This window comes from Georgenia sp. SUBG003, assembly GCF_000715355.2.
Lineage (GTDB): Bacteria > Actinomycetota > Actinomycetes > Actinomycetales > Actinomycetaceae > Georgenia.
In genome coordinates this window covers 2,718,484-2,738,552 of record NZ_CP180204.1, presented here as the reverse complement: position 1 = coordinate 2,738,552, position 20,069 = coordinate 2,718,484, and the positions used below count along the sequence as shown (strand labels likewise).

At 70.1% G+C, this 20,069-nt stretch carries 14 protein-coding genes and 4 pseudogenes; 14 read left to right on the top strand and 4 right to left on the bottom strand.

What is annotated here, in order from left to right:
- The first annotated feature begins 27 nt into the window (after positions 1-27).
- From DA06_RS13920 to DA06_RS13885, 8 genes and pseudogenes are all read left to right on the top strand, one after another.
- Positions 28-1,083 (top strand): DNA cytosine methyltransferase, encoded by a 1,056-nt coding sequence (locus tag DA06_RS13920; RefSeq protein WP_043501053.1) that lies wholly within the window; start codon positions 28-30, stop codon positions 1,081-1,083.
- Between the two features lie 356 nt (positions 1,084-1,439).
- Positions 1,440-1,703, top strand: a complete 264-nt coding sequence (locus DA06_RS13915; protein WP_418605279.1) for a hypothetical protein — start codon at positions 1,440-1,442, stop codon at positions 1,701-1,703.
- Positions 1,642-2,190 carry an IS110 family transposase gene (locus tag DA06_RS13910; protein ID WP_418605278.1) on the top strand — a complete coding sequence of 183 codons (549 nt, stop codon included), beginning with the start codon at positions 1,642-1,644 and terminating at the stop codon, positions 2,188-2,190. Before DA06_RS13915 ends, DA06_RS13910 begins: the two co-directional genes overlap by 62 nt.
- Complete coding sequence (locus tag DA06_RS13905) at positions 2,129-2,698, top strand: transposase (protein ID WP_418605277.1); 570 nt, start codon at positions 2,129-2,131, stop codon at positions 2,696-2,698. Before DA06_RS13910 ends, DA06_RS13905 begins: the two co-directional genes overlap by 62 nt.
- 1,325 nt (positions 2,699-4,023) lie before the next feature.
- Positions 4,024-4,785: a DUF262 domain-containing protein gene (locus tag DA06_RS13900; protein WP_418605276.1), complete on the top strand. Its 762-nt coding sequence runs from the start codon at positions 4,024-4,026 to the stop codon at positions 4,783-4,785.
- A 1,293-nt stretch (positions 4,786-6,078) separates the two neighbouring features.
- On the top strand, positions 6,079-6,732 hold the full coding sequence (locus DA06_RS13895) for a heme oxygenase (biliverdin-producing) (protein WP_043501049.1): 654 nt from the start codon (positions 6,079-6,081) through the stop codon (positions 6,730-6,732).
- Positions 6,729-7,076 (top strand): annotated as a pseudogene (locus tag DA06_RS13890) (hypothetical protein); the annotation flags it as partial. The gene DA06_RS13895 and the pseudogene DA06_RS13890, both read left to right, overlap by 4 nt.
- Positions 7,031-7,552, top strand: a pseudogene (locus DA06_RS13885) (hypothetical protein); the annotation flags it as partial. The pseudogenes DA06_RS13890 and DA06_RS13885, both read left to right, overlap by 46 nt.
- Here DA06_RS13885 and DA06_RS13880 read toward each other — a convergent pair.
- Entirely contained in the window at positions 7,469-8,395 is a 927-nt protein-coding gene (locus DA06_RS13880; RefSeq protein WP_418608012.1) for a PfkB family carbohydrate kinase, read from the bottom strand. The pseudogene DA06_RS13885 and the gene DA06_RS13880 overlap by 84 nt on opposite strands.
- Before the next feature lie 143 nt (positions 8,396-8,538).
- Here DA06_RS13880 and DA06_RS13875 point away from each other — a divergent pair, with 143 nt between their 5' ends.
- The 5 genes and pseudogenes from DA06_RS13875 (at position 8,539) to DA06_RS13855 (ending at position 14,700) form a co-directional block, all read left to right on the top strand.
- Complete coding sequence (locus tag DA06_RS13875) at positions 8,539-9,102, top strand: GNAT family N-acetyltransferase (protein WP_418605275.1); 564 nt, start codon at positions 8,539-8,541, stop codon at positions 9,100-9,102.
- Positions 9,103-9,283: 181 nt separating this feature from the next.
- Positions 9,284-10,577 (top strand): annotated as a pseudogene (locus tag DA06_RS13870) (VIT1/CCC1 transporter family protein).
- A 508-nt stretch (positions 10,578-11,085) separates the two neighbouring features.
- Positions 11,086-12,303: pseudogene (locus DA06_RS13865) on the top strand (AAA family ATPase); the annotation flags it as partial.
- A gap of 177 nt (positions 12,304-12,480) precedes the next feature.
- The gene (locus DA06_RS13860; RefSeq protein ID WP_043501032.1) at positions 12,481-13,707 is read left to right on the top strand and encodes a pyrophosphate--fructose-6-phosphate 1-phosphotransferase; all 1,227 of its coding nucleotides are present in this window, start codon (positions 12,481-12,483) and stop codon (positions 13,705-13,707) included.
- Between the two features lie 90 nt (positions 13,708-13,797).
- Entirely contained in the window at positions 13,798-14,700 is a 903-nt protein-coding gene (locus tag DA06_RS13855) for a hypothetical protein (protein WP_418605274.1), read from the top strand.
- A gap of 125 nt (positions 14,701-14,825) precedes the next feature.
- Here DA06_RS13855 and DA06_RS13850 read toward each other — a convergent pair whose 3' ends face one another.
- The gene (locus DA06_RS13850) at positions 14,826-16,232 is read right to left on the bottom strand and encodes an FAD-dependent oxidoreductase (protein WP_043501023.1); all 1,407 of its coding nucleotides are present in this window, start codon (positions 16,230-16,232) and stop codon (positions 14,826-14,828) included.
- 344 nt (positions 16,233-16,576) lie between these two features.
- Between DA06_RS13850 and rarD the strand changes: the two genes are divergently transcribed.
- Positions 16,577-17,509, top strand: coding sequence for an EamA family transporter RarD (gene rarD / locus DA06_RS13845; RefSeq protein ID WP_418605273.1), 933 nt, complete (start codon positions 16,577-16,579; stop codon positions 17,507-17,509).
- A gap of 30 nt (positions 17,510-17,539) precedes the next feature.
- Here rarD and DA06_RS13840 read toward each other — a convergent pair whose 3' ends face one another.
- A complete protein-coding gene (locus tag DA06_RS13840; protein ID WP_043501022.1) occupies positions 17,540-18,535 on the bottom strand; it encodes a polyprenyl synthetase family protein in 996 nt (331 codons plus the stop codon).
- Positions 18,536-18,561: 26 nt separating this feature from the next.
- Entirely contained in the window at positions 18,562-19,896 is a 1,335-nt protein-coding gene (gene nuoN / locus DA06_RS13835) for an NADH-quinone oxidoreductase subunit NuoN (protein WP_418605272.1), read from the bottom strand.
- Positions 19,897-20,069 lie beyond the last annotated feature (173 nt).

Here is a 20,069-nt window from a genome sequence, read left to right as displayed (position 1 = left end):
CGCGCTGGGAAGGTCGCACCGTTCCGTGTGCTCGACCTGTTCGCCGGCGTCGGAGGACTTACCCGCGGGTTCCACTCGACGGGATCTCCGTACCGGATCGTCCGTGCGGTCGAGATGGACGCGGCGGCCGCACGTGGGTATCAGGCCAACTTCGGCGACGTCGTCTACACCGGCGACATTCAGCGTTGGCTGAAGGATGAGGTGGTGCCGTCCGTCGACGTCGTCGTCGGAGGACCGCCGTGCCAAGGCTTCTCGCGCCTGGGCAAGCGAGACCCCCGGGACCCGAGGAACGCCCTCTGGCGGCAGTACCTCGAAGCAGTACGGCGGGCGCGGCCCAAGTACTTCGTTCTGGAGAACGTCCCGGCCTTCGCAGTGTCGGAGTCCGCTGAGTCGCTGCTCGCCGAGACCGCGCAGAACGGCCTGCTATCGGACTACGCGATAAAGCTCAAGATCCTGAACGCTGCGGACTACGGCACTCCTCAGGTCCGGAAACGGGCGGTCCTCATCGGACATCACCGCGACCTCGAGAACCCGGGTTTCCCGCAACCCACCCATGCCGGGTCCCACCGCACCTTGCGAGACGCACTCCGGGGCGTGAAGAGATGGGTCGGCGAGACGGAACTGCCAGGCCGCTGGGTCGAACTCGACGGCCGGTCGGTACCGGGTGTGTTCCGCACCAGAGACCTGCACGTCGACCGTCACTACTCATCGGTGATGAAGGCGCGAATCCGTTCCGTGCCGCCTGGCGGCTCTCGGCTCGACGTTGCCGATCGACTTCTCCCGCGCTGCTGGCGCGAACACACGGCCGGGGCGGGTGACGTACTGGGAAGGCTCTCCTGGGACCGCCCGTCGGTCACGCTCCGAACCGAGTTCTCCAAGCCGGAGAAGGGAAGGTTCCTCCATCCCGACGAGGACCGGGCCCTGACGTTGATGGAGGGGGCGCTGATCCAAGGCTTCCCCAAGGAGCACCGGTTCGTCGGTTCGAAGACCGCCATCGCACGACAGATCGGCAATGCAGTGCCCGTTCAGTTGGCAGAGGCGCTGGGGCGACATATCGCTCATGCCTTGGTGTCGACGCCCTGACGCCTTCGAACGCCTATGAAACGGACAGGGGCGGGGATGTTCGCGCTGGGAGGTCGCTATCCGAGGTTTAGGAACCCTTTGGCGAGTCTCGAGAACCTGTATCCGCTTCTTTCATCAGTTAGTCCTTCGCCCCTGGCGTGGCAGCCCGCCACGGGCTGAAAATGGCGCGGTGGTCGCTCGTCGACGCCGTTGCTCCTTGGTCCGATCGAGGCCGTCAGTTAGTCGGGCGCCGGGAGCTGTGCTGTGGGCCCGTCACTGTTGCTTCGAGCACGAGGGTTAGATTTCTCCTTGCCCTATCAGCTCCTACAGGCGGTCACTGCTGTCGGGAACCTGACACGGGGGAGGTGTCGGCCGTCATGGAGGTTGCAGCGGACGAGGAGCAGATCGTCGAGCGCGTCGCGGCGCTGGACATCGGCAAGGGTGAGGTGGTGTGCTGCGCGCGGGTCCCGGGCCCGCACCGGCGGCGGATGCAGGAGGTCCGCACGGTCGCCACGATGACCGCGGACCTGCTGGCGCTGGCGGACTGGCTCGGGGGGCCCGGGGGTGACCCGGGCAGTGATGGAGGCGACGTCCGACTACTGGAAGCCACCGTTCTATGGGCTCGAGGCGGCCGGGTTTGAGACATGGCTGGTCAACGCCCGGGACGTCAAGCACCTGCCCGGACGCCCCAAGACCGACCGGCTCGACGCGGTGTGGTTGTGCAAGGTCGCCGAGCGGCAGATGCTGCGCCCCTCCTTCGTCCCGCCCGCACCGGTGCGCCAGCTTCGAGACCTGACCCGCTACCGGGTCGACCTGGTCCAGGCGCGCACCGCCGAGGAGCAGCGGGTGGAGAAACTGCTGGAGGACGCCCCGATCAAGCTCTCGAGCGTCATCTCCAACATCTTCGGAGTCTCCGGGCGCAAGATGATGGCCGCGCTGGTCGCCGGCGAGCGTGACCCGGAGGTGCTGGCCGAATGGCCGGGGGCGCATGCGCAAAAAGTCCGCGAAGCTTCGGCAGGCTTTCGAGGGCCGGTTCAACGACCACCACGCCTTCCTGCTCAGAACGATGCTCGGTCGCGTCGACGCGATCAACGCCGACATCGCCTCCGTGGAGGCCCAGGTCGGTGAGCAGCTCGTTCCTTTCGCCCGGGAGGTCGAGCAGATCGATGAAATCCCAGGTCTCGGGCTCGTCGGCGCCGAGGCGATCATTCCCGAGATCGGCCTGGACATGACCCGCTTCCCCACCCCGGCGCACCTGGCCTCCTGGGCCCACTTCGCCCCAGGGATCAGCGAGTCCGCGGGGAAGAAGAAGGGGAACGGGGCCACCGGGCACGGCAACCGCTATCTCGCCCGTGTCCTGGGCCAGGCCGCCGTCAACGCCGCACGCACCAACACCTTCCTGGGCGAGTGGTACCGGCGCATCGCCCGCCGGCGAGGCAAGAAGCGCGCGATCGTGGCGGTCGGCCGTTCAATTCTCACCATCATCTGGCACCTGCTCAGCGACCCGCAGGCCCGGTTCACCGACCTCGGCCCGGACTTCTACGACTCCCACGTCAACCACAACCGACCCATCCGCAACCACGTCCACGACCTGGAGAACCTCGGCTACAGGGTCACGCTCGAGAAGGCCGCCTAACCGCCCCGCCGACGCACCTCGCTCGATCGGCTCGCCTGAATTTCGGGTTAGGTCGTAGGTCACCTCGACGCTCTCGGCCTAGAGTTCCTTCGCGGCGGGAGGGGGCAAGCCATGTTTCTACATCACGGCAGCGAAAAAACGCCCGCCTGACAGCTTGGAGCGCGCGTCACGCTTAGGAAAGACTCGGCCGCGTTCACGCTTAGGAAAGACCCGACCGCGGCCCTATGATGACCATGGATGCCTTGGCCAGCGTGTGTGCCGCTAGGTCATGGAGTACTGGCTTGGTCCGCAGCTGGAGTGAATTGTTTCCGTGGGTTGTGCTTGTCGAATGTTCGGTGGACTGTAAGGTGTGGCGCAACGCAGTCCCAGCGAGCGTGACCAGTTTTGGCGTGCGGCCTGAGTTGGTTCGCAGTCTCTAATCGCTCCAAAACATTGATGGAAAGAACGAACGAAGGTCGAGAGGTTTCGCATGAGAACCCAAGGGTGGGAACTGTCGAGGGCGAAGCTAAGTTTCTGGACCCTTATCGCAATCGTGCTAGGTATTGTTCTAATAGCGCTGGCCCCAAATGCTTCATCGTCGACTGTCGGGAATTTATCGGTTGCCGTCGGCTCGGCGTCAATCTCGATCGCGGGTGCGCTTCTCATTACAGAGTACTTCCTTAAACCTGCATATACTCGCGACACCGCCGCGATGGTGGGCCTTAAATATGAGTTACAGCAAGAGGGGGGTACAGGCTCTTCGGCTAGAGTCGAAGGTAGATTGGGGGGAGTCACTACGAGAATGCGAACCGCATTGTTGCGATCCTCTCGGAGCCTCAGAGTTTTAGGCAGTTGCATTGGCCGGAAATAGTGCAAAGGGCGCGCTCGGCAGGCGTCTCCATAACCATTCTCGTGCCGCTCATATCGCGAGCCAACGCATCCTTGGCTGGATATGGGGACGACGAGGCTTCCTATGGTGTCGCGATGCGCGAAGTTACGACGGCCATCGAGCATGAGTGGAAGCGAGTCGCTACGGCAGGTGAGCTCAACAGCAAGGCTGCTCTCACGATTGATCCTGTCGCGTTCGTCCCGGCGTTTGGTTTGTACTCCACAGATAGGGCTCGTGCGCTCGTCGTGAATGCGCTCCACTCTGATCGCACGTCCAACCGATTAGCGTGCGTGTTACGCACCGGTAGTGGCGCAATGGTCGAACGATGGGTACGCGAGAGGTCGCGACTCATATCGGATTCGAGAGAGGCGCCGATATGGAGGTCTCCAAATTGGGGTGAGGAAGAAAACGTGGTGGAACTGTAATGGCCCGTGCAACACATGCCGACGACCTCTTATTGGAAGACCTGCTGCAGAGCATCGAACAGGGTACCCTCGGCTTGCCGAATTTCCAGCGAGACTTCGACTGGACAGACCAGGACGTTCGAGCACTGTTGGGCACGGTGTTGAGCGGTTGGCCAATTGGAAGCTTCCTGCTCATTGAGGTTGACCAGACCACGCGTGACTTCTATCAGCCGCGACATTTTGACTCGGCGCCGGTTCTCTCGGACGACGTAGATCTAGTGGCGCTGGACGGGCAACAACGCCTTACAGCACTCTTCCAAGCGCTCACAGGATCTGGTCGAACGCGTTATGCGCTCCGTATTCGCGAAGACTTCGTCGTCGGTGACGTTGATTCGCTTGACTCGTCGATAGTTGCGATGGCGGCTGACGTCTGGGAGAAGAAGTATTCCGATGTCGAGATCCAGTGGGAGAATGGGTACGTCCCGCTCACAGCGCTCAGGTCGGCTTCTTCCTTCTATGAATGGCGCGACCAGGCCATGCAAGCCGGTTCTGAGGACTCCGAGCGGTTAACAAGCATCTATCGCGAGATGGTCTCAGGGCTTCACGTTTACCGGATCCCAAGCGTAATCGTAAATAGGAAGATTCCGCCGCAAGCGGTTGCGCGAATTTTCGAACGGGTAAATCGTCACGGTCGCACACTGGGCGCCTTCGACCTGGTTGTAGCGCGGAGCTTTACGGGGACATTCAATCTCAGAAAAAAAATGGGAGGATGCGCTCGAGGAGTATCCAAATATCCGCAATTTCCAGAAGGATGACGGCCTTCCCATCCTTGCTGCGCTTGCGCTCCGACAGCAGGAGGATGTACGGCAATCTGCGGTCCTCAACCTGAAGGGTGGGGCGATTCGTGACGGGTGGGATGAAGCCGTGCGCCATTACTCCGCCGCAGTGGCTTTCCTGGGAGCGGAGCTAGGGGTGGTTACGCCTGATTTGCTGCCCTACAAACAGATTCTTACAGTGTTGACTGCGCTCGATTTTGAGCGGCCATTGTCGCAAATAGCGGAGACTGTAAGGCACTGGTTCTGGGCCACTGGTTTCGGCCAGCGATATTGGGGCGGCCTCGAACACCCGGGCGGTGAGCGACTATCGCGCCCTCATGGATGGTTCGTGGCGAAGGCATTTAAGCTTGCAACTCGAACGGAGTGCTCTTAGGGAGAGTACACGTCAGCAGCAAGGGGGCGTTCCATAAGACATTTCTCGCGCTGATGACGTGGAAGCTGGAGTCGACCGTTGAGGTAAGTTCGCCCGGAACTACGGAAGCGACCGAGAAATACTATTCTTATTCCATTTTCCCGCGTGAATCAGATGGTGGCGGGTGGGATCCACCTTTGCATCTCCGTACGCTTGGATTCGTAGTTGATGCGTCCGATGGCAATGAAGATGATTGGATTGCATACGAATTCTTGCCGCCAGCATGGCGTGAGTTGGACCCGGTTCATGTCTTAGATTCGCGGGCAGATGGGCTCATCGAATTTTTGCAGGGTAATTTTGGGCTCCGGGTCAGTGTTGTCGAGGAATCGGATGAGCCCAGCGAGGAGGCGGAACAGTCTTAAGGCGCCCTGTGTCTTGTGGACACTACAACTTGGCGCGATATGTGGGCCCTATGGGCATGCTCTTCGATATATTGCCATCGTGTGCCAGTGAGGCGGCGCGCATCAGAGATAACGCCGATCAGTTCTGTGTCGTCGCGAGCGCCCGGGTAGTGAGGCTTCAATCGAGTGGATCGCAGACGCGTGTCCAAATCGCGTTGCGGCCAGGGTGCGGGGTACCGCCTCTTCGACCGCGCGTTGTGCGCGTCAGGCTCGTCCAACTTCATCGGCTTCCTGGAGATTTCATTGAACCGAACTGGTGGTCGAATTGCTCCTTGGATATGTCAATTTCTCTGGAACGTCGAACTCGGCGGCATGTCGAGCGAGGTACGCCGTGGAGAGCAGCCGATAAGCAGACCAGGCGGATAGCCTGGCGCGGTTGGTGCCCCTGATACGGTCGCTCAGTTCGCGTTGTCCATCGTGGGGAGTTCCCTCTAGTGAGTCCCCGCCTCGACGCCCCCCCTGTCAGAGCAACTGCGTGAGGGGACGCGCGCCGAGCACCGGGCGGCAGAGTCCCAGGCCTTCGTGGACAAGCTGCTCGCAGGCGGGCTCGACGTCACCGCCTATGCTGACCTCGCCGCGCAGCAACTCGAGATTTACAGCGCTCTCGAGGACGTCGGCGACCAGATCCGACGGGACCCACGCGTAGCAACCCTTGGTTTCACTGAGCTCAAACGCGTCCCTTCCATCAAGCGCGACCTCACCCATCTCTACGGCCCGGACTGGCGCGCCGAAATCCGCATCCTCCCCGCCACCCGCACCTACGCGGCCCGGCTCCGCGCCGTCGTCGGCCGCCTTCCCGAGTACGCCGCCCACGCCTACACCCGCTACCTGGGCGACTTCTCCGGCGGCCAGATCATCAAGCGCATGATGCAGCGCCACTACGGCCTCGGGACCGACGGCCTCTCCTTCTACGACTTCCCCGAGATCCCGAAGGCCAAGCCATTCAAGGACCTCTACCGCGAGCGTCTCGACGGCCTCGGCCTTGACGCCGCGGAGACCGCCCGCGCCGTCGCCGAGGCGCAGGAAGCCTTCCGTCTCAACCGCGCAGTGTTCGCCGAGCTCGGGACGATCCACATCAACCGCGTGCGCGAGGCGAAGGAAGCAGTGGCATGACCATCGAGGACCAGACGACGACGGACGAGATCGACCTGCAGGCGTGCGAGGACGAGCCCATCCACGTGCCGGGCGCGGTCCAGCGCCGGGGCGTGCTGCTGGTGGTGGACGAAGGTGTCGTCGTCCAGGTCTCCGACAACCTTCCCGACCTCCTCGGCGTCCCGGTCGAGCATGCGCTCGGCCGCCCCCTCGCCGCAGTACTCGGCGACGACGCGGCGTCGAACCTTCGCCTTCCCCGAACTCGGTCCGGCGGCCCGCTCGGCGACGCCCTCCAGCATCTGACCATGCACGGGCGCGACTGGCTCGTCGCCGCCCACCTCGGAACCGACGGGTCGGTGCTCGTCGAGGCCGAGCCCCTGCCCCGTGCGGAGGACGACGGCACCCCGGTCGCCACCGTCTTCCAGCAGGCCCACGCGGTGCTCCGGGAGGCGGCCGGGGCGTCGACCGTGGAGGACATCTACGAGCTGGCCGCCCGCGGCGTGCGCCGGCTGACCGGCTTCGACCGCGTGATGGTCTACCGCTTCGACCGCGACTACAACGGCCAGGTGGTCGCCGAGGACCGCCGCGACGACCTCGAGCCCTACCTCGGCCTGCACTACCCGGCGTCGGACATCCCCGCCCAGGCCCGCGCGCTGTACGAGAAAAACCTCATCCGGCTCATCTCCGACACCGAGACGCCCACCGCCCGCCTCGTCCCGACGCTGCACCCGCGCACCGGCGCACCCACCGACCTCACCTACTCCACCCCTGCGCGCCGTCTCGCCCCGTGCACGTGCAGTACCTGCGCAACATGGGCGTCAGCTCGTCGATGTCCATCTCCCTGCTCGACGACGGCCGCCTCTGGGGCATGGTCGCCTGCCACCACGTCTCCGGCCCGCACACCCCCCTCGCTCGAGGTCCGCGCCGCCACCGAGACGCTCGCCGCCGGCCTGTCCCTCCAGGCCGTGGTCCGCGCCGCCGCCGACCGCGCCCGCCACGCCCAGACCGTCGCCGACGAGCTGCGGCGCCTGACCGGCATGACCGACGACGTGCCGCTCGCCCAGGCCGTCGCCCAGCCCCGCCTGCTCGAGCTCCTCGACACCGACGGGCTGATGGTGCGCGTCGGCGGCACCGCCGCCACCGTCGGCGTCGTCCCGCCCGACCCGAGCACACCCGGCGGCAGCGGGGCCGCCGGCGCGGCGTTGAGCACCACGCGCCCGCGGGCCTCGGCCGCCACGAGCTCGACGGACTCGAGCGGGATCTCCAGCTGGAGGACGACGACGGCGGCCCGGTCCCACGTCCCGCGCACCTCCTCGAGCATCGCGGGGGTGACGTGCCGGTTGGCGCCCGGCGAGACGATGATCGAGTTCTCGCCGTCCGGGGTGACCATGATGGTGGCGGTGCCGGTCGGGGCGTCGACCGTGCGCAGCACGTCCAGCTCCACCCCGGCGGAGGCCAGGGAGCCGCGGAGCAGCGTGCCGTGGTCGTCGTCGCCGACGCAGCCGACGAAGGCCACCGCCCCGCCGATCTTCCCGGCGGCGACGGCCTGGTTGGCGCCCTTGCCGCCCGGGGTGGTGACGACGTCCGAGCCGATGATGGTCTCCCCGGGCGTCGGCCGGTGGTCGATGTCGAGGACGAGGTCGGCGTTGGCCGAGCCGACGACGACCACCTGCGATCCCTGCATGGGTTGACTCCCTCCGTCACGGTTGCTGCTGCCACATGCTCCCATCCCCGCACGAGACATCCGCACCTCGCGACGACTGCCGGCCGTACCCTCGGCGCATGCCCGCTCGTCCACCGGAAGCTGCAGTCCTTCGCAACGCCGTCGTGGAGCTGACGCCTCTGACCCCCGACGACGCCGCGGACCTCTTCGCCGCCCTCGACCACCCTGAGGTCTGGGCCGCCGGGTACGGCGGCGGTCCGGCCGGTCGGCCGAGCGACGTCACCGCGATGCGCCGCTACGTGACGGGTCGGCTGCTCGGTGCCACGGACCGGGTCTCCTGGGCGGTGCGCCTGCGCGGCGGCGGCGAGCTGGTGGGCACCTCGAGCCTGGGCGATGTCGACCTGGCTAACGAGCGGGCGCACCTCGGGTGGACCGCGTACACGCCCACGGTCTGGGGCACGGCCGTCAACCCCGCCACCAAGCTCGCGATCCTCGCCCACGCCTTCGAGGACTGCGGGCTCGGCCGGGTCCACCTCCAGACCGACGTCCTCAACACCCGCTCCCAGGCGGCGATCGCCCGGCTCGGCGCCGTGCGCGAGGGCGTGGCCCGCAGGCACCGACGCCGCGCCGACGGCACGTTCCGCGACACCGTCCTGTTCTCGATCCTGGCCGACGAGTGGCCCGCTGTGAGGGCCGGCCTGGAGCGGCGGATCCCGGACGCGGGCTGACGCCGGGCGCCGGCCGGGATCATCCCGGACGGTCCGGTGCCGCCGGCGGGCCGGTCCGCCGGGGTGGGCCGTGGCCGCCGATTTCGGCGGAATGACGCGCATTCTTCGGTTCGGCGAACAGTGTCGGATCCCACCGCGTCGCCGGTTGGGCGCCCCGGTGCCGGCTGCCACGATGGTCGTCATGCCGCCATCAGCACCCTCCGACGGGCCCGAGAGCCGTTCCGCCGCGCCGGTGCCGCGCCCCGCCGCACCGGGCCCGGCCAGGTCGGCGTCGCACCCGCCCAGCCGTGAGCAGATCCGCCGGTGGCGGCGCTATCTCGCGGACGAGCGCGCCGAGGGTGCCGTCTACCGCCACCTCGCCTCGCGGCGGGACGGCGAGGAGCGGGAGATCCTGCTCGGCCTGGCCGACGCCGAGAGCCGTCACGAGCAGCACTGGCGCGACCTCCTCGGCGACGACGTCGGCCGCGTCGGGAAGGGCGCGCTGCGCACCCGGTTGCTCGGCTGGCTGGCCGCACGTTCGGCGGGGTCTTCGTGCTCGCGCTCGCGCAGCAGGCCGAGTCGCGGTCCGCTACGCCGAGGACGAGGACGCCACCGACGCGATGGCCGCCGACGAGCGCGTCCACGGTGAGGTGGTCCGCGCGCTGGCCACCCGCGGCCGGGCGCGGATGTCCGGGACGTTCCGGGCCGCCGTCTTCGGCGCGAACGACGGGCTCGTCTCCAACCTCGCGCTCGTGCTCGGCGTCGGCGCCACCGGCGTCCCGGCCGGCACGGTGCTGGTCACCGGGATCGCGGGCCTGCTCGCCGGCGCGCTGTCCATGGGGGCGGGCGAGTACGTCTCGGTGCGGTCCCAGCGTGAGCTGCTCGAGGCGTCCATCCCGGACCCCCGGGCCCGCGAGTCGCTCCCCGCCCTCGACGTCGACGCCAACGAGCTCGCGCTCGTGTACCGCGCCCGCGGGATGACGCCGGCCGAGGCGGAGGAGCACGCCGCCGGCGTCCTCGCCAGCGTGCACGCCGGGGAGGGGCTGCCGCCGTCCGTCGTCGCCCACGCCTACGAGGAGATCGGCAACGGCTGGTCCGCCGCCCTCTCGAGCTTCTGCTTCTTCGCCTCCGGCGCGCTCGTCCCGATCCTGCCGTACCTGCTCGGGCTGAGCGGGCTGCCCGCGGTGGCGGTCGCCGCCGGCCTGGTGGGCCTGTCGCTGCTCGGCACCGGCGCCGTCGTCGGCGTCCTCTCCGCCGAGCTCCTCGCCCGCGCGGTCCTCGCCGCGCCGGGAGGCGGGCCGGAGCAGCGGGAGGCCCTCGGCGAGTACGAGGCCACCCGTGACCGGCTCACCCGCCCGCTGCTCGAGGCCACCGAGCCGCTGGCGGGATTCGGCTGGGACCTGCTCCAGGTCCGGGCGCTGCTGCGCGGGCTGGCCGCGGCGATGTCCGACGAGGTCGACGAGCTGCTCGCACTCGAGCCCCTGCCCGCGGTCTGAGCATCCCGGGCGCTGCCCGCGGTCTGAGCATCCCGGGCGATGCCCGCGGCTGGAGCGACCCGCCGCTATCCCACGCAGGTGTGCTGGCGCTTAGGGCTCGATGGCTGGAGGGGGCGCCTCGCGCGGCCCGGGCTCGCTGTCGTCCCCCCTCGCTCGGGCATAGACACATTTCGGGCGGCTTCCCGGGCTGCGGGACCCATGCCAGCCGACCACGCAGCTCTCCACCTCTGCTCACGCGTGCGAGTGACGTGCATCCGCTGCGACCGCCACTGGCGCCTGTCCAGCTTGGCGCGTACGTGCGCGCAGAACGGGATCCCGACGAGGCCTGCTCGCGCCGGTCCTGATTCGCGCACAGTCCGGAAAAGGGTGTTGTCGCCGCGAAATCCGTGAGGCTCTCGCGGCCCTGGCCCGCTAGGCCCGCTAGGGGAGAGGGAGGTGACCGCGCGAGGGAGAGGTTGGTCCGACCGGTCGCCTTCCCCCTTCCTGCGGGTGCGGCGGCGGACGTAGCATGCTGTGGCGAATCGAGGTGGCGGTGGGCGTCAGGATCGCGCTGCTCGGTGACTTCTCGGTCGAGGTGGACGGGGAGTCGGTGCCGCACGCCCTGTGGAGCCGCCGGCACGCCTCCCGCCTGGTGCAGCTGCTCGCCCTCGCCCCCGGTCACCGGCTCCACCGCGAGCAGGTCATGGACGCGCTGTGGCCCGAGCTCGACGTCGACTCCGCGGCGCCGCGCCTGCACAAGGCCGCGCACTACGCCCGCCGCGCGATGGGCCCGGGCGGCTCGCTCGTCCTGCACGACGACGCGGTCCAGCTGGGGGGCCGGCGCCGGGCTCGAGGTCGACGTCGAGATCTTCGAGCGCGCCGCCGTCGACGCCCTCGCGCGCGGCGACTCGGACGCTGCGGCCGGGCGGCGGACCTGTACGCCGGGGACCTCCTGCCGGCGGAGCCGTACGAGGAGTGGGGTGGAGCAGCCGCGCGAGCGGCTGCGCACCCTGCACCTCGACCTGCTCCGGGCGGCACGGCGGTGGGCCGCTGTGGTCGACACCGACCCCGCCGACGAGGACGCCCACCTCCACCTCGCCGCCGACGCCCTGCGCGCGGGGCGACGCCACGGCCGCGCTGCGGCAGTTCGAGCGGCTGGAACGGGCGCTGCGCCGCGAGCTGGGGGGCCGCCCCGAGCCCCCGCGCCCTCGCACTGCGGCAGAAGGCGCAGGAGCTCTCCCGCGGCGCCGCCGTCGTCGCACGCCACGACCCCGAGCTGCTCGGCCGGGAACGGGAGCTCGCCCGGCTCGACCGGCTGCTGACCGAGGTCCAGCAGGGCCGCGGGCAGGTCCTGCTCGTCTCGGGCCCCCCGGGGATCGGCAAGTCGGCGATGCTCGTCCGCCTCGAGCACGGTGCGGCGGACCGCGGGATGCGGGTGGGCACCGGCGTGGCCGCGCGGACCGAGGCGGACTGGCCGTACGCCCCCGTGCTCGAGGCGCTCTCGGACCTCGCCCGGCACCACCCCGCGCTCCTCGACGGTCTGGCGGACACCCCGCGGGAGGAGATCGAGCGGGCCATCTCCGGCCGCCACCAGGAGTGGGACGGCACCAGCGGCCACCAGCGCCTGTACGTCGCCGCCGCAGAGCTGCTCCGGCTCGCCTCCGCCGGGCCCGGCGCGGTCCTGACCATCGACGAGATCGACGAGGCGGACCAGGCGAGCCTGCGCCTGCTGCACTACCTCGCCCGGCGACGGCGGGGGGAGCGGACGCTGCTCGCCGTCGCCCACGGCACGGGTCCGCCGCCGGCGCTGGCCCAGGCGCCGGTTCTCGCGCCTAGGATGGACGGGGTCCGCGGCCCGCGCCGCGGGCCGAGCCGCGCGCCGTCGGCCGCGGTGCCCCTGTACCAGCACTACGGAAGGTTCTCGATGACGGTCCGTCGCGTCGCCCTGCTCACCGCCGGGGGATTCGCCCCCTGCCTGTCCTCCGCCGTCGGCGGGCTGATCGAGCGCTACAACGAGATCTCGCCCGAGGTCGAGATCATCGCCTACCAGAACGGCTACCACGGGCTGCTGACCGGCACGAAGGTGGTCGTCGACGACGAGGCCCGCAAGCACGCCGCCGTCCTGCACCGCTTCGGCGGCAGCCCGATCGGCAACTCCCGGGTCAAGCTCACCAATGCGAAGAACCTGGTCGAGCGCGGACTCGTGAAGGAGGGCGAGAACCCCCTGGCGGTCGCGGCGGAGCAGCTGCGCGCCGACGGGGTGGACGTCCTGCACACCATCGGCGGCGACGACACCAACACCACCGCCGCGGACCTGGCCGCCTATCTGGAGGAGAACGGCTACCACCTCACCGTGGTCGGGCTGCCGAAGACGATCGACAACGACATCGTCCCGATCCGCCAGTCGCTCGGCGCGTGGACCGCGGCGGAGGAGGCCGCGGAGTTCGCGCAGAACATCGTCGGCGAGCACCGCGTCAGCCCGCGGATGCTCATCGTCCACGAGGTCATGGGCCGGCACTGCGGGTGGCTGACCGCCGCCGCCGCCCGCTCCTACCGCGCCTGGCTCGACACCCAGGAGTGGGTGCCCAGCATCGGCCTCAGCCGCGAGCGGTGGGACATCCACGCCGTCTTCGTCCCCGAGGCGAAGATCGACCTCGAGGGCGAGGCCCGCCGGCTGCGCGGCGTCATGGACGAGCTCGGCAACGTCAACATCTTCCTCTCCGAGGGCGCCGGCGTGCCCGAGATCGTCGCCGAGCTCGAGGCCCGGGGCGAGGAGGTCGAGCGCGACCCCTTCGGCCACGTGAAGCTCGACACGATCAACCCCGGCGCCTGGTTCGCCAAGCAGTTCGCCGAGAAGATCGGCGCCGAGAAGGTCATGGTGCAGAAGAGCGGCTACTTCTCCCGCTCCGCGCGGGCGAACGCCGAGGATCTGCGGCTCATCAAGTCGATGGTCGACCTCGGCGTCGAGTGCGCCCTCAGGGGCGAGTCGGGCGTCATCGGCCACGACGAGGAGGACGGCGACCGCCTCAAGGCCGTCCCGTTCCCGCGGATCGCCGGCGGCAAGGCCTTCGACATCGGCCAGGAGTGGTTCCGCGGGCTCATGGCCGACATCGGCCAGCCGGTCGAGGCGGCGGCGCCGGCCGCTCACTGACAGCGTCGCCGGCACGCTGGCGTCGCGCAGTCAGCGTGCCGGCGGCACGCCGGTCCGCCCACGGCCGGCGGCGGAGACTCCCCGGCCGGCATGCGGACACCCGACGGCGCTCCGTTCCGGGCCGGCACGCAAGCACCCGACCTCTCAAGGTCGGACCGGCCGGACGCCCCCTGGGGTGGTCACCGGCAGTCCACCGACACCACCGGAGCGGCCGCGGGGCGAAGCTACGACGTCAGGGTGGTCCTGCCGGGCGCGCTCACGCCCCGTCGCCCGGTCCCGCCACGTCGAAAGTCTTCGTCCCCGTCGCCGTTGCCTCAGCAGGCGCTCCCCGCAGAGGCCGAGCGTCCGGACGGCTCGCGCACGACCCGTCCCCGGGGTCCTCACCCGGGCCAGGGCCGCCGACCCGCGAGGCCGCGCCGGTTCCGCCGCTACTACGGCTTCGCCGCATGGATGGTGCTCGGGCTCGGGATCGGCGGGATCTTCCTGGTCGGGGTCGCCGTCGACCGGCTCGGTGCGTGGAACCACGAGGTGCCCCTGCAGGACGACGCCGAGCTGTCGTTCCCCCGCTCGGCGGAGCGCTGGATCTGGCTGCCGGAGGACCGGACGGGCGACATCGTCTGCACGGGCACCGACGGCGGTGGTGCCGACCTGCCGATGCGGCCCGCGCTGGGCTACGACCACGACGACTACGCCTCGGCGTTCCGGTTCCCCACCGGCGACGGTGAGGTCACCCTCCGCTGCGACCCGGCCCCCTCCCCCACGGTGGGCTGGACCCCGAGCGGCACCGAGACCGTGCGGGTCGCCGAGCCCGTGGACCGGGTCCGGGACGTCCCCCTCCTGCAGGCCGCGTTCGTCGTCACCATCGGCGGCCCCGCGCTCGGGGTGCTGGTGCTCGTGGGCACGTTGCTCGCGCACATCGTGGCCGGCGTCGAGAGGATCGCGCGGAGGCGGGCGAAGAGGCGGGAGCGAGGCCCCGCGGCGGTGCCGCGGTAGCCCGAGGAGCGACGGCGATCGGCCGGGAACGGCACGACGCCGGACGGAGCGGTCCGTCCGGCGTCGTCATGTCGCGAGGCCCCGGAGCGGTTTCCGCCCGGGGTCGGCCCGCCCGTCAGTACCCGTCAGTAGAGGGCGCCGTCGTGCTGCTCGCCGCGGGAGATCGCGGTCATGGTGTCGCGGTGGACCACCTTGATGCGCTCGCGCGGTCCCTCGGCGAACTCGGCGCCGAGCGACTGCTCGTACTCGTCGAGCAGCTCCCAGCCCTGCCAGGTGGTGTAGCGCACGCCGGCCCCGTCGAGGGCGGCGAGCATCGCGTCGTGGCCGACCTCGGCCTCGTCGTCGGTGCGGGCGTGGAGGAGCCCGGCCTCGGCGTCGGCGACCACGTGGCCGATGGTCTGGCGCGCGTCGGACTTCGTGGAGCCGATGAGGCCCACGGGCCCGCGCTTCACCCAGCCGGTGGCGTAGACGCCCGGGAGGTACTCGCCGTCCTCGCCGAGGACGCGGCCCTCGATGTTGGGGATGACGCCGCGGATCTCGTCGAAGGGCAGTCCCGGGACCGGCGAGGAGAAGTAGCCGACGGCGCGGTAGACCGCCTGGACGGGCGTGTCGACCATCTCGCCGGTGCCGCGTACGTTGCCGTCCCCGGTGAGCTCGGTGCGCTCGGTGCGCAGGGCCTCGACCTTGCCGTCGCCCAGGATCTCGACGGGGCGGTGCAGGAAGTGCAGGTGGATCCGCCGCTCGGCGGTGAGGTCCTCCTTCTCCTTCAGCGTCCAGTCGATGAGCGTCTTGACCACCTGCTTGGTCTGGTTGGAGGAGCGGATCGCCTCCTCCGAGCCCTCGTCGAACTGGAAGTCCTCGTCGTAGACGATGACGTCGACGCCGGGGACCTGGCCGAGCTCACGCAGCTCCAGCGGCGTGAACTTCACCTGCGCGGGCCCGCGGCGGCCGAACACGTGCACGTCGGTCACGGGGCTGTGGCTCAGGCCCTCGGCGACGTTGGCGGGGATCTCGGTGGGCATGAGGTGCTCGACCGGCTTGGCGAGCATGCGGGCGACGTCGAGCGCGACGTTCCCGACGCCGATCACCGCGATCTCCTTGGCCTCCAGCGGCCAGGTGCGCGGCACGTCGGGGTGACCGTCGTACCAGGAGACGAACTCGGAGGCGCCGTAGCTGCCCTCGAGGTCGACGCCGGGGATGTCCAGCGGGGCGTCGCGGTCGGACCCCGTGGAGAAGATGACGGCGTCGTAGTGCTTCTGCAGCTCCTCGAGCGAGACGTCCTTGCCGACCTCGACGTTGCCGATCAGTCGCACGTCCCCGCGCTGGAGGATCTTGTAGAGCGCCACGATGATCTGCTTGATCCGCGGGTGGTCGGGCGCGACGCCGTAGCGCACGAGACCGAAGGGGGCGGGGAGGCGCTCGAACAGGTCGATGTTCACGTCGAGGCCGGACTTCGACAGGATGTCCGCGGCGTAGATGCCGGCCGGGCCGGCGCCCACGAGTGCCACGCTCAGCGGGCGGGAGCTCGTCACTGGTACCTCTCGTCTGGGGTGTGCCGCCCGAGCGTGCACACGCACGCGTCCAGGGCGGAGCTTTCCGCCGTCCAGTGTATGGGCACCGGGCGTGGCACCACCGCCGCAGGGACCGAGATCACATCCCTCACCGGCCGGATCGGGACCGACGACGGCGGAGCAGGTCCTGATCGCGGGCGCTGCGCCCCCGGCAGGGTCGTCGACGAGCTCTTCTGCACAGCGCGCGGGACGACGGCGTGCCACCCGCGTGCGACGTGGCGTGCCGGCCTCGCGCACACCGTGCCACCGCGACGGGGCGTCGGTCCGGTTTCTCGGCCGGCCGGCGTCGTGCAAGAGTGCGCAGAGTGACCGCGCCCTCGCCCGCCGACGACGGACCCGGCCTGGACCGGACCGGCCTCGCCGCCGGGCTCTCGGCATACCTGCTGTGGGGCGCGTTCCCGCTGTTCTTCCGGCTGCTGGAACCCGCGACCGCGGTCGAGATCGTCGCGCACCGCGCCACGTGGTCGCTGGGCTTCTGCCTGCTCGTGCTCGCGGTGACGCGCTCGCTCCGCTCGGTGCTGCCCGCGGTGCGCGACCGGCGCACCCTGGCAACCATCGCCGTCGCCGCCGCGCTGATCGCGGTGAACTGGCTGACCTACGTCTACGGGGTGAACTCGGGCCGCACCGTCGACGCGGCGCTCGGGTACTTCATCAACCCGCTCACGACGGTGCTGCTCGCGGTGGCGGTGCTCGGCGAGCGGCTCCGACCCGCCCAGTGGGCCGCGTGCGCGACCGGCGCGGCGGCGGTGGTCGTGATCGCGGTCGGGTACGGGGAGCTGCCGTGGATCGCGCTGTGCCTGGCGGCGTCGTTCGGCCTCTACGGGCTGGCGAAGAACCGGGTGGGGCGCACGGTCGGGGCGCTGCCCGGTCTCGCCGTGGAGACGGCCGTGCTCTTCCCGGTCGCTCTCGCCTACCTCGGCTGGCTCGCCGCGACCGGGCAGGGGGCCTTCGGCGACGCCGCCGGCCACAGCGTGCTCCTCGCCCTCTCCGGCCCGCTGACGGCGGTGCCGCTGCTGCTCTTCGGGGCGGCGGCCCGGCGCCTGCCGCTGAGCGTGGTCGGGATGCTGCAGTACGTGACGCCGGTGCTCCAGCTCGCGGTGGGCGTGCTGGTCTTCCACGAGCCCATGCCGCCCGAGCGGCTGGCCGGCTTCGTCCTGGTGTGGGTGGCGATCACGATCCTGAGCGTCGACGGCTACCGTCACCGCCCGCCGCGCGTCCCGCGCACCCGGAAAGCCTGAGCCGCGCAGGCCGCACCCGGAGTCTGCGCCTCAGGCGAGGCGGTCCACCAGCAGCCCGGCGAAGGCCGCCAGCGCCTCCTTGACCGGCGAGTCGGGCAGCGGGCCCAGCTCGGCCACCGCGTCGCGGGCCCACGTCTCCGCGAGCTCGCGGGCCTGGTCCACGACGTCGTGGTCGCGCAGGTCCTGCACCACGGCGCGCAGCGCGTCGTCCGAGGCCAGCTCGTCGGCGCGGAGCCGCTCGAGCACGGCGGAGCCGCGGGCATCGAGCGTCCCCGCCGCCGCCCGCTCGCGCAGCAGCAGCACCGGCATGGTGTCCACGCCCTCGCGCAGGTCGGTCCCCGGGGTCTTGCCCGTCACGGCGGAGTCGGAGGAGAGGTCGATGACGTCGTCGGCCAGCTGGAACGCCACGCCCACCTTCTCGCCGTACCGCGCGAGAAGGTCGGCGACGTCGGGGCTCGCGCCGGAGAAGGACGCGCCGTAGCGGGCCGACGTGGCGATGAGGGACCCCGTCTTGTCGGCCAGCACGCTGATGTAGTGCGCGACCGGCTCCTGCCCGTCCGCCGGCCCGAGGGTCTCGTGCAGCTGCCCGAGGCAGAGCCGCTCGAACGTCTCGGAGTGCACGCGGACGGCGTCGGGCCCGAGGTCGGCGACCATGCGCGAGGCGCGGGCGAAGAGCAGGTCCCCCGTCAGGATCGCCACCGAGTTGCCCCACACCTCGTGCGCGGCCGGCGCCCCGCGCCGGAGCGGCGCGGAGTCCATGACGTCGTCGTGGTAGAGCGTGGCCAGATGGGTCAGCTCGACGGCGACGGCGGCGGTGCGCACACGGTCGTTCGCCCCGCCCCCCAGCTGTGCCCCCAGGAGGGTGAGCAGGGGGCGCAGCCGTTTGCCGCCGGCGGCGGCCAGGTGGGAGGAGGCGGGGTCGACGAGGGAGTCGGCGCCGACGACCGCGCGGGCGAGCCGCTCCTCGACGTCGGTCAGCTCGGGCTGCAGCCGGGCTTCGAGCTCGGCGTCGCCCAGGGGGAGCATGGAGGCATTCACAGAAGGAACCGTACCTACGGCAGGAAGGTCTGGGCCTGCGCGGCCAGGTCGAGCACCGGTCCGGGCAGCACGCCCAGCAGCACCGTGCCCACCGCGCAGACGCCCACGGCCACCGTGGTCAGCCCCTCGGAGGACACGACCGCGACCGTCTCGCCGTCGGGCTCCGTGAAGAACATCAGGACGATCAGCCGCACGTAGAAGAACGCCGTGGCCGCCGAGGCCAGCACCGCGAGGACGACGAGCACGGTCTGCCCGCCGTCGACACCGGCGGTGAAGACGGCGAACTTCCCCATGAAGCCGGCGGTGAGGGGGATGCCCGCGAAGGAGAGCAGGAAGAGCGTCATGGCGACGGCGGCAACCGGGTTGCGCCGGCCGAGACCGGCCCACTGGGACAGGTGGGTCGCCTCGCCGGTGACGTTCCCGGCGGTGTCCCGCTCACGGACCAGCGTGACGACGGCGAACGCGCCGACCGTGGCGAGGCCGTAGGCGAGCATGTAGAAGATCACGGCGCCGATGCCGGAGGACTCCAGCGCTGTGATGCCGATCAGGATGAACCCGGCGTGCGCGATGGAGGAGTACGCGAGCATGCGCTTGACGTCGCTCTGGACGATGCCGACGACGGTGCCGACGAGCATCGTCAGCACGATGACGGCCCAGAAGAACGGCGTGAGGTCCCAGGAGAGGTCGGGGACGACGACGTAGACGAACCGCAGCAGCGCCGCGAACGCGGCGAGCTTGGTCGCGGCGGCCATGAACCCGGTGACCGGGGTGGGGGCACCGGTGTAGACGTCGGGCGTCCAGGCGTGGAAGGGCGCCGCGCCGACCTTGAAGAGCAGGCCGACGATCACCAGGATCGTGCCGGCGAGGAGCATCCCGTCCATGCCCAGGGTCACCGGGACGGCCTCGGCGAGCCCGGAGAAGCGCACCGTGCCCGAGTAGCCGTACAGCAGGGCGATGCCGAAGATCACGAACGCCGAGGTGAAGGCGCCGAGGAGGAAGTACTTCAGGGACGCCTCCTGCGAGAGGAGACGACGGCGGCGGGCCAGGCCCGAGAGCACGTACAGCGGGAGCGAGAGCACCTCGAGGGCGATGAAGAGGGTCAGCAGGTCGCCGGCCTGGGCGAAGACGAACATGCCGGCGAGGGCGAAGACCGTCAGCGGGAAGACCTCTGTCTGGACCAGGCCGGACCGGGTCGCGTCGGCCTCCTCGACGGAGCCGGGGCGGGCCGCGGCCTGCGCCACGAACGCCCCCTCGCCGGACTCCGTGCGGTCGGCGATGACGAGCAGGCCCACGAGCCCGACGAGGGCGAGCACCGCCTGGGCGGCCAGCGCGGGGCCGTCCTCGATCACCGAGCCGCCCGACGACCTCGCGCGGGCCGTCCGTGCTCACGACGGTCCAGCGCCACACGACGGCGACGAGCGCCACCGCGGTGGCGAGCAGACCGAGCACGAGCTGGACCACCCGGCGGCTGCCGCGCGGCGCGAAGGCCTCGACGAGCACGCCGGCCACGGCGGCCCCCGCC

What these genes read in the sequence shown, in the direction of transcription:
- DA06_RS13915 (WP_418605279.1), top strand. Translation starts at nt 1,440, where the DNA reads ATGGAGGTTGCAGCGGACGAGGAGCAGATCGTCGAGCGCGTCGCGGCG.
- DA06_RS13910 (WP_418605278.1), top strand. Translation starts at nt 1,642, where the DNA reads ATGGAGGCGACGTCCGACTACTGGAAGCCACCGTTCTATGGGCTCGAG.
- DA06_RS13905 (WP_418605277.1), top strand. Translation starts at nt 2,129, where the DNA reads ATGCTCGGTCGCGTCGACGCGATCAACGCCGACATCGCCTCCGTGGAG.
- DA06_RS13880 (WP_418608012.1), bottom strand. Translation starts at nt 8,395, where the DNA reads ATGCAGGGATCGCAGGTGGTCGTCGTCGGCTCGGCCAACGCCGACCTC.
- DA06_RS13860 (WP_043501032.1), top strand. Translation starts at nt 12,481, where the DNA reads ATGACGGTCCGTCGCGTCGCCCTGCTCACCGCCGGGGGATTCGCCCCC.
- DA06_RS13855 (WP_418605274.1), top strand. Translation starts at nt 13,798, where the DNA reads ATGCGGACACCCGACGGCGCTCCGTTCCGGGCCGGCACGCAAGCACCC.
- DA06_RS13840 (WP_043501022.1), bottom strand. Translation starts at nt 18,535, where the DNA reads ATGCTCCCCCTGGGCGACGCCGAGCTCGAAGCCCGGCTGCAGCCCGAG.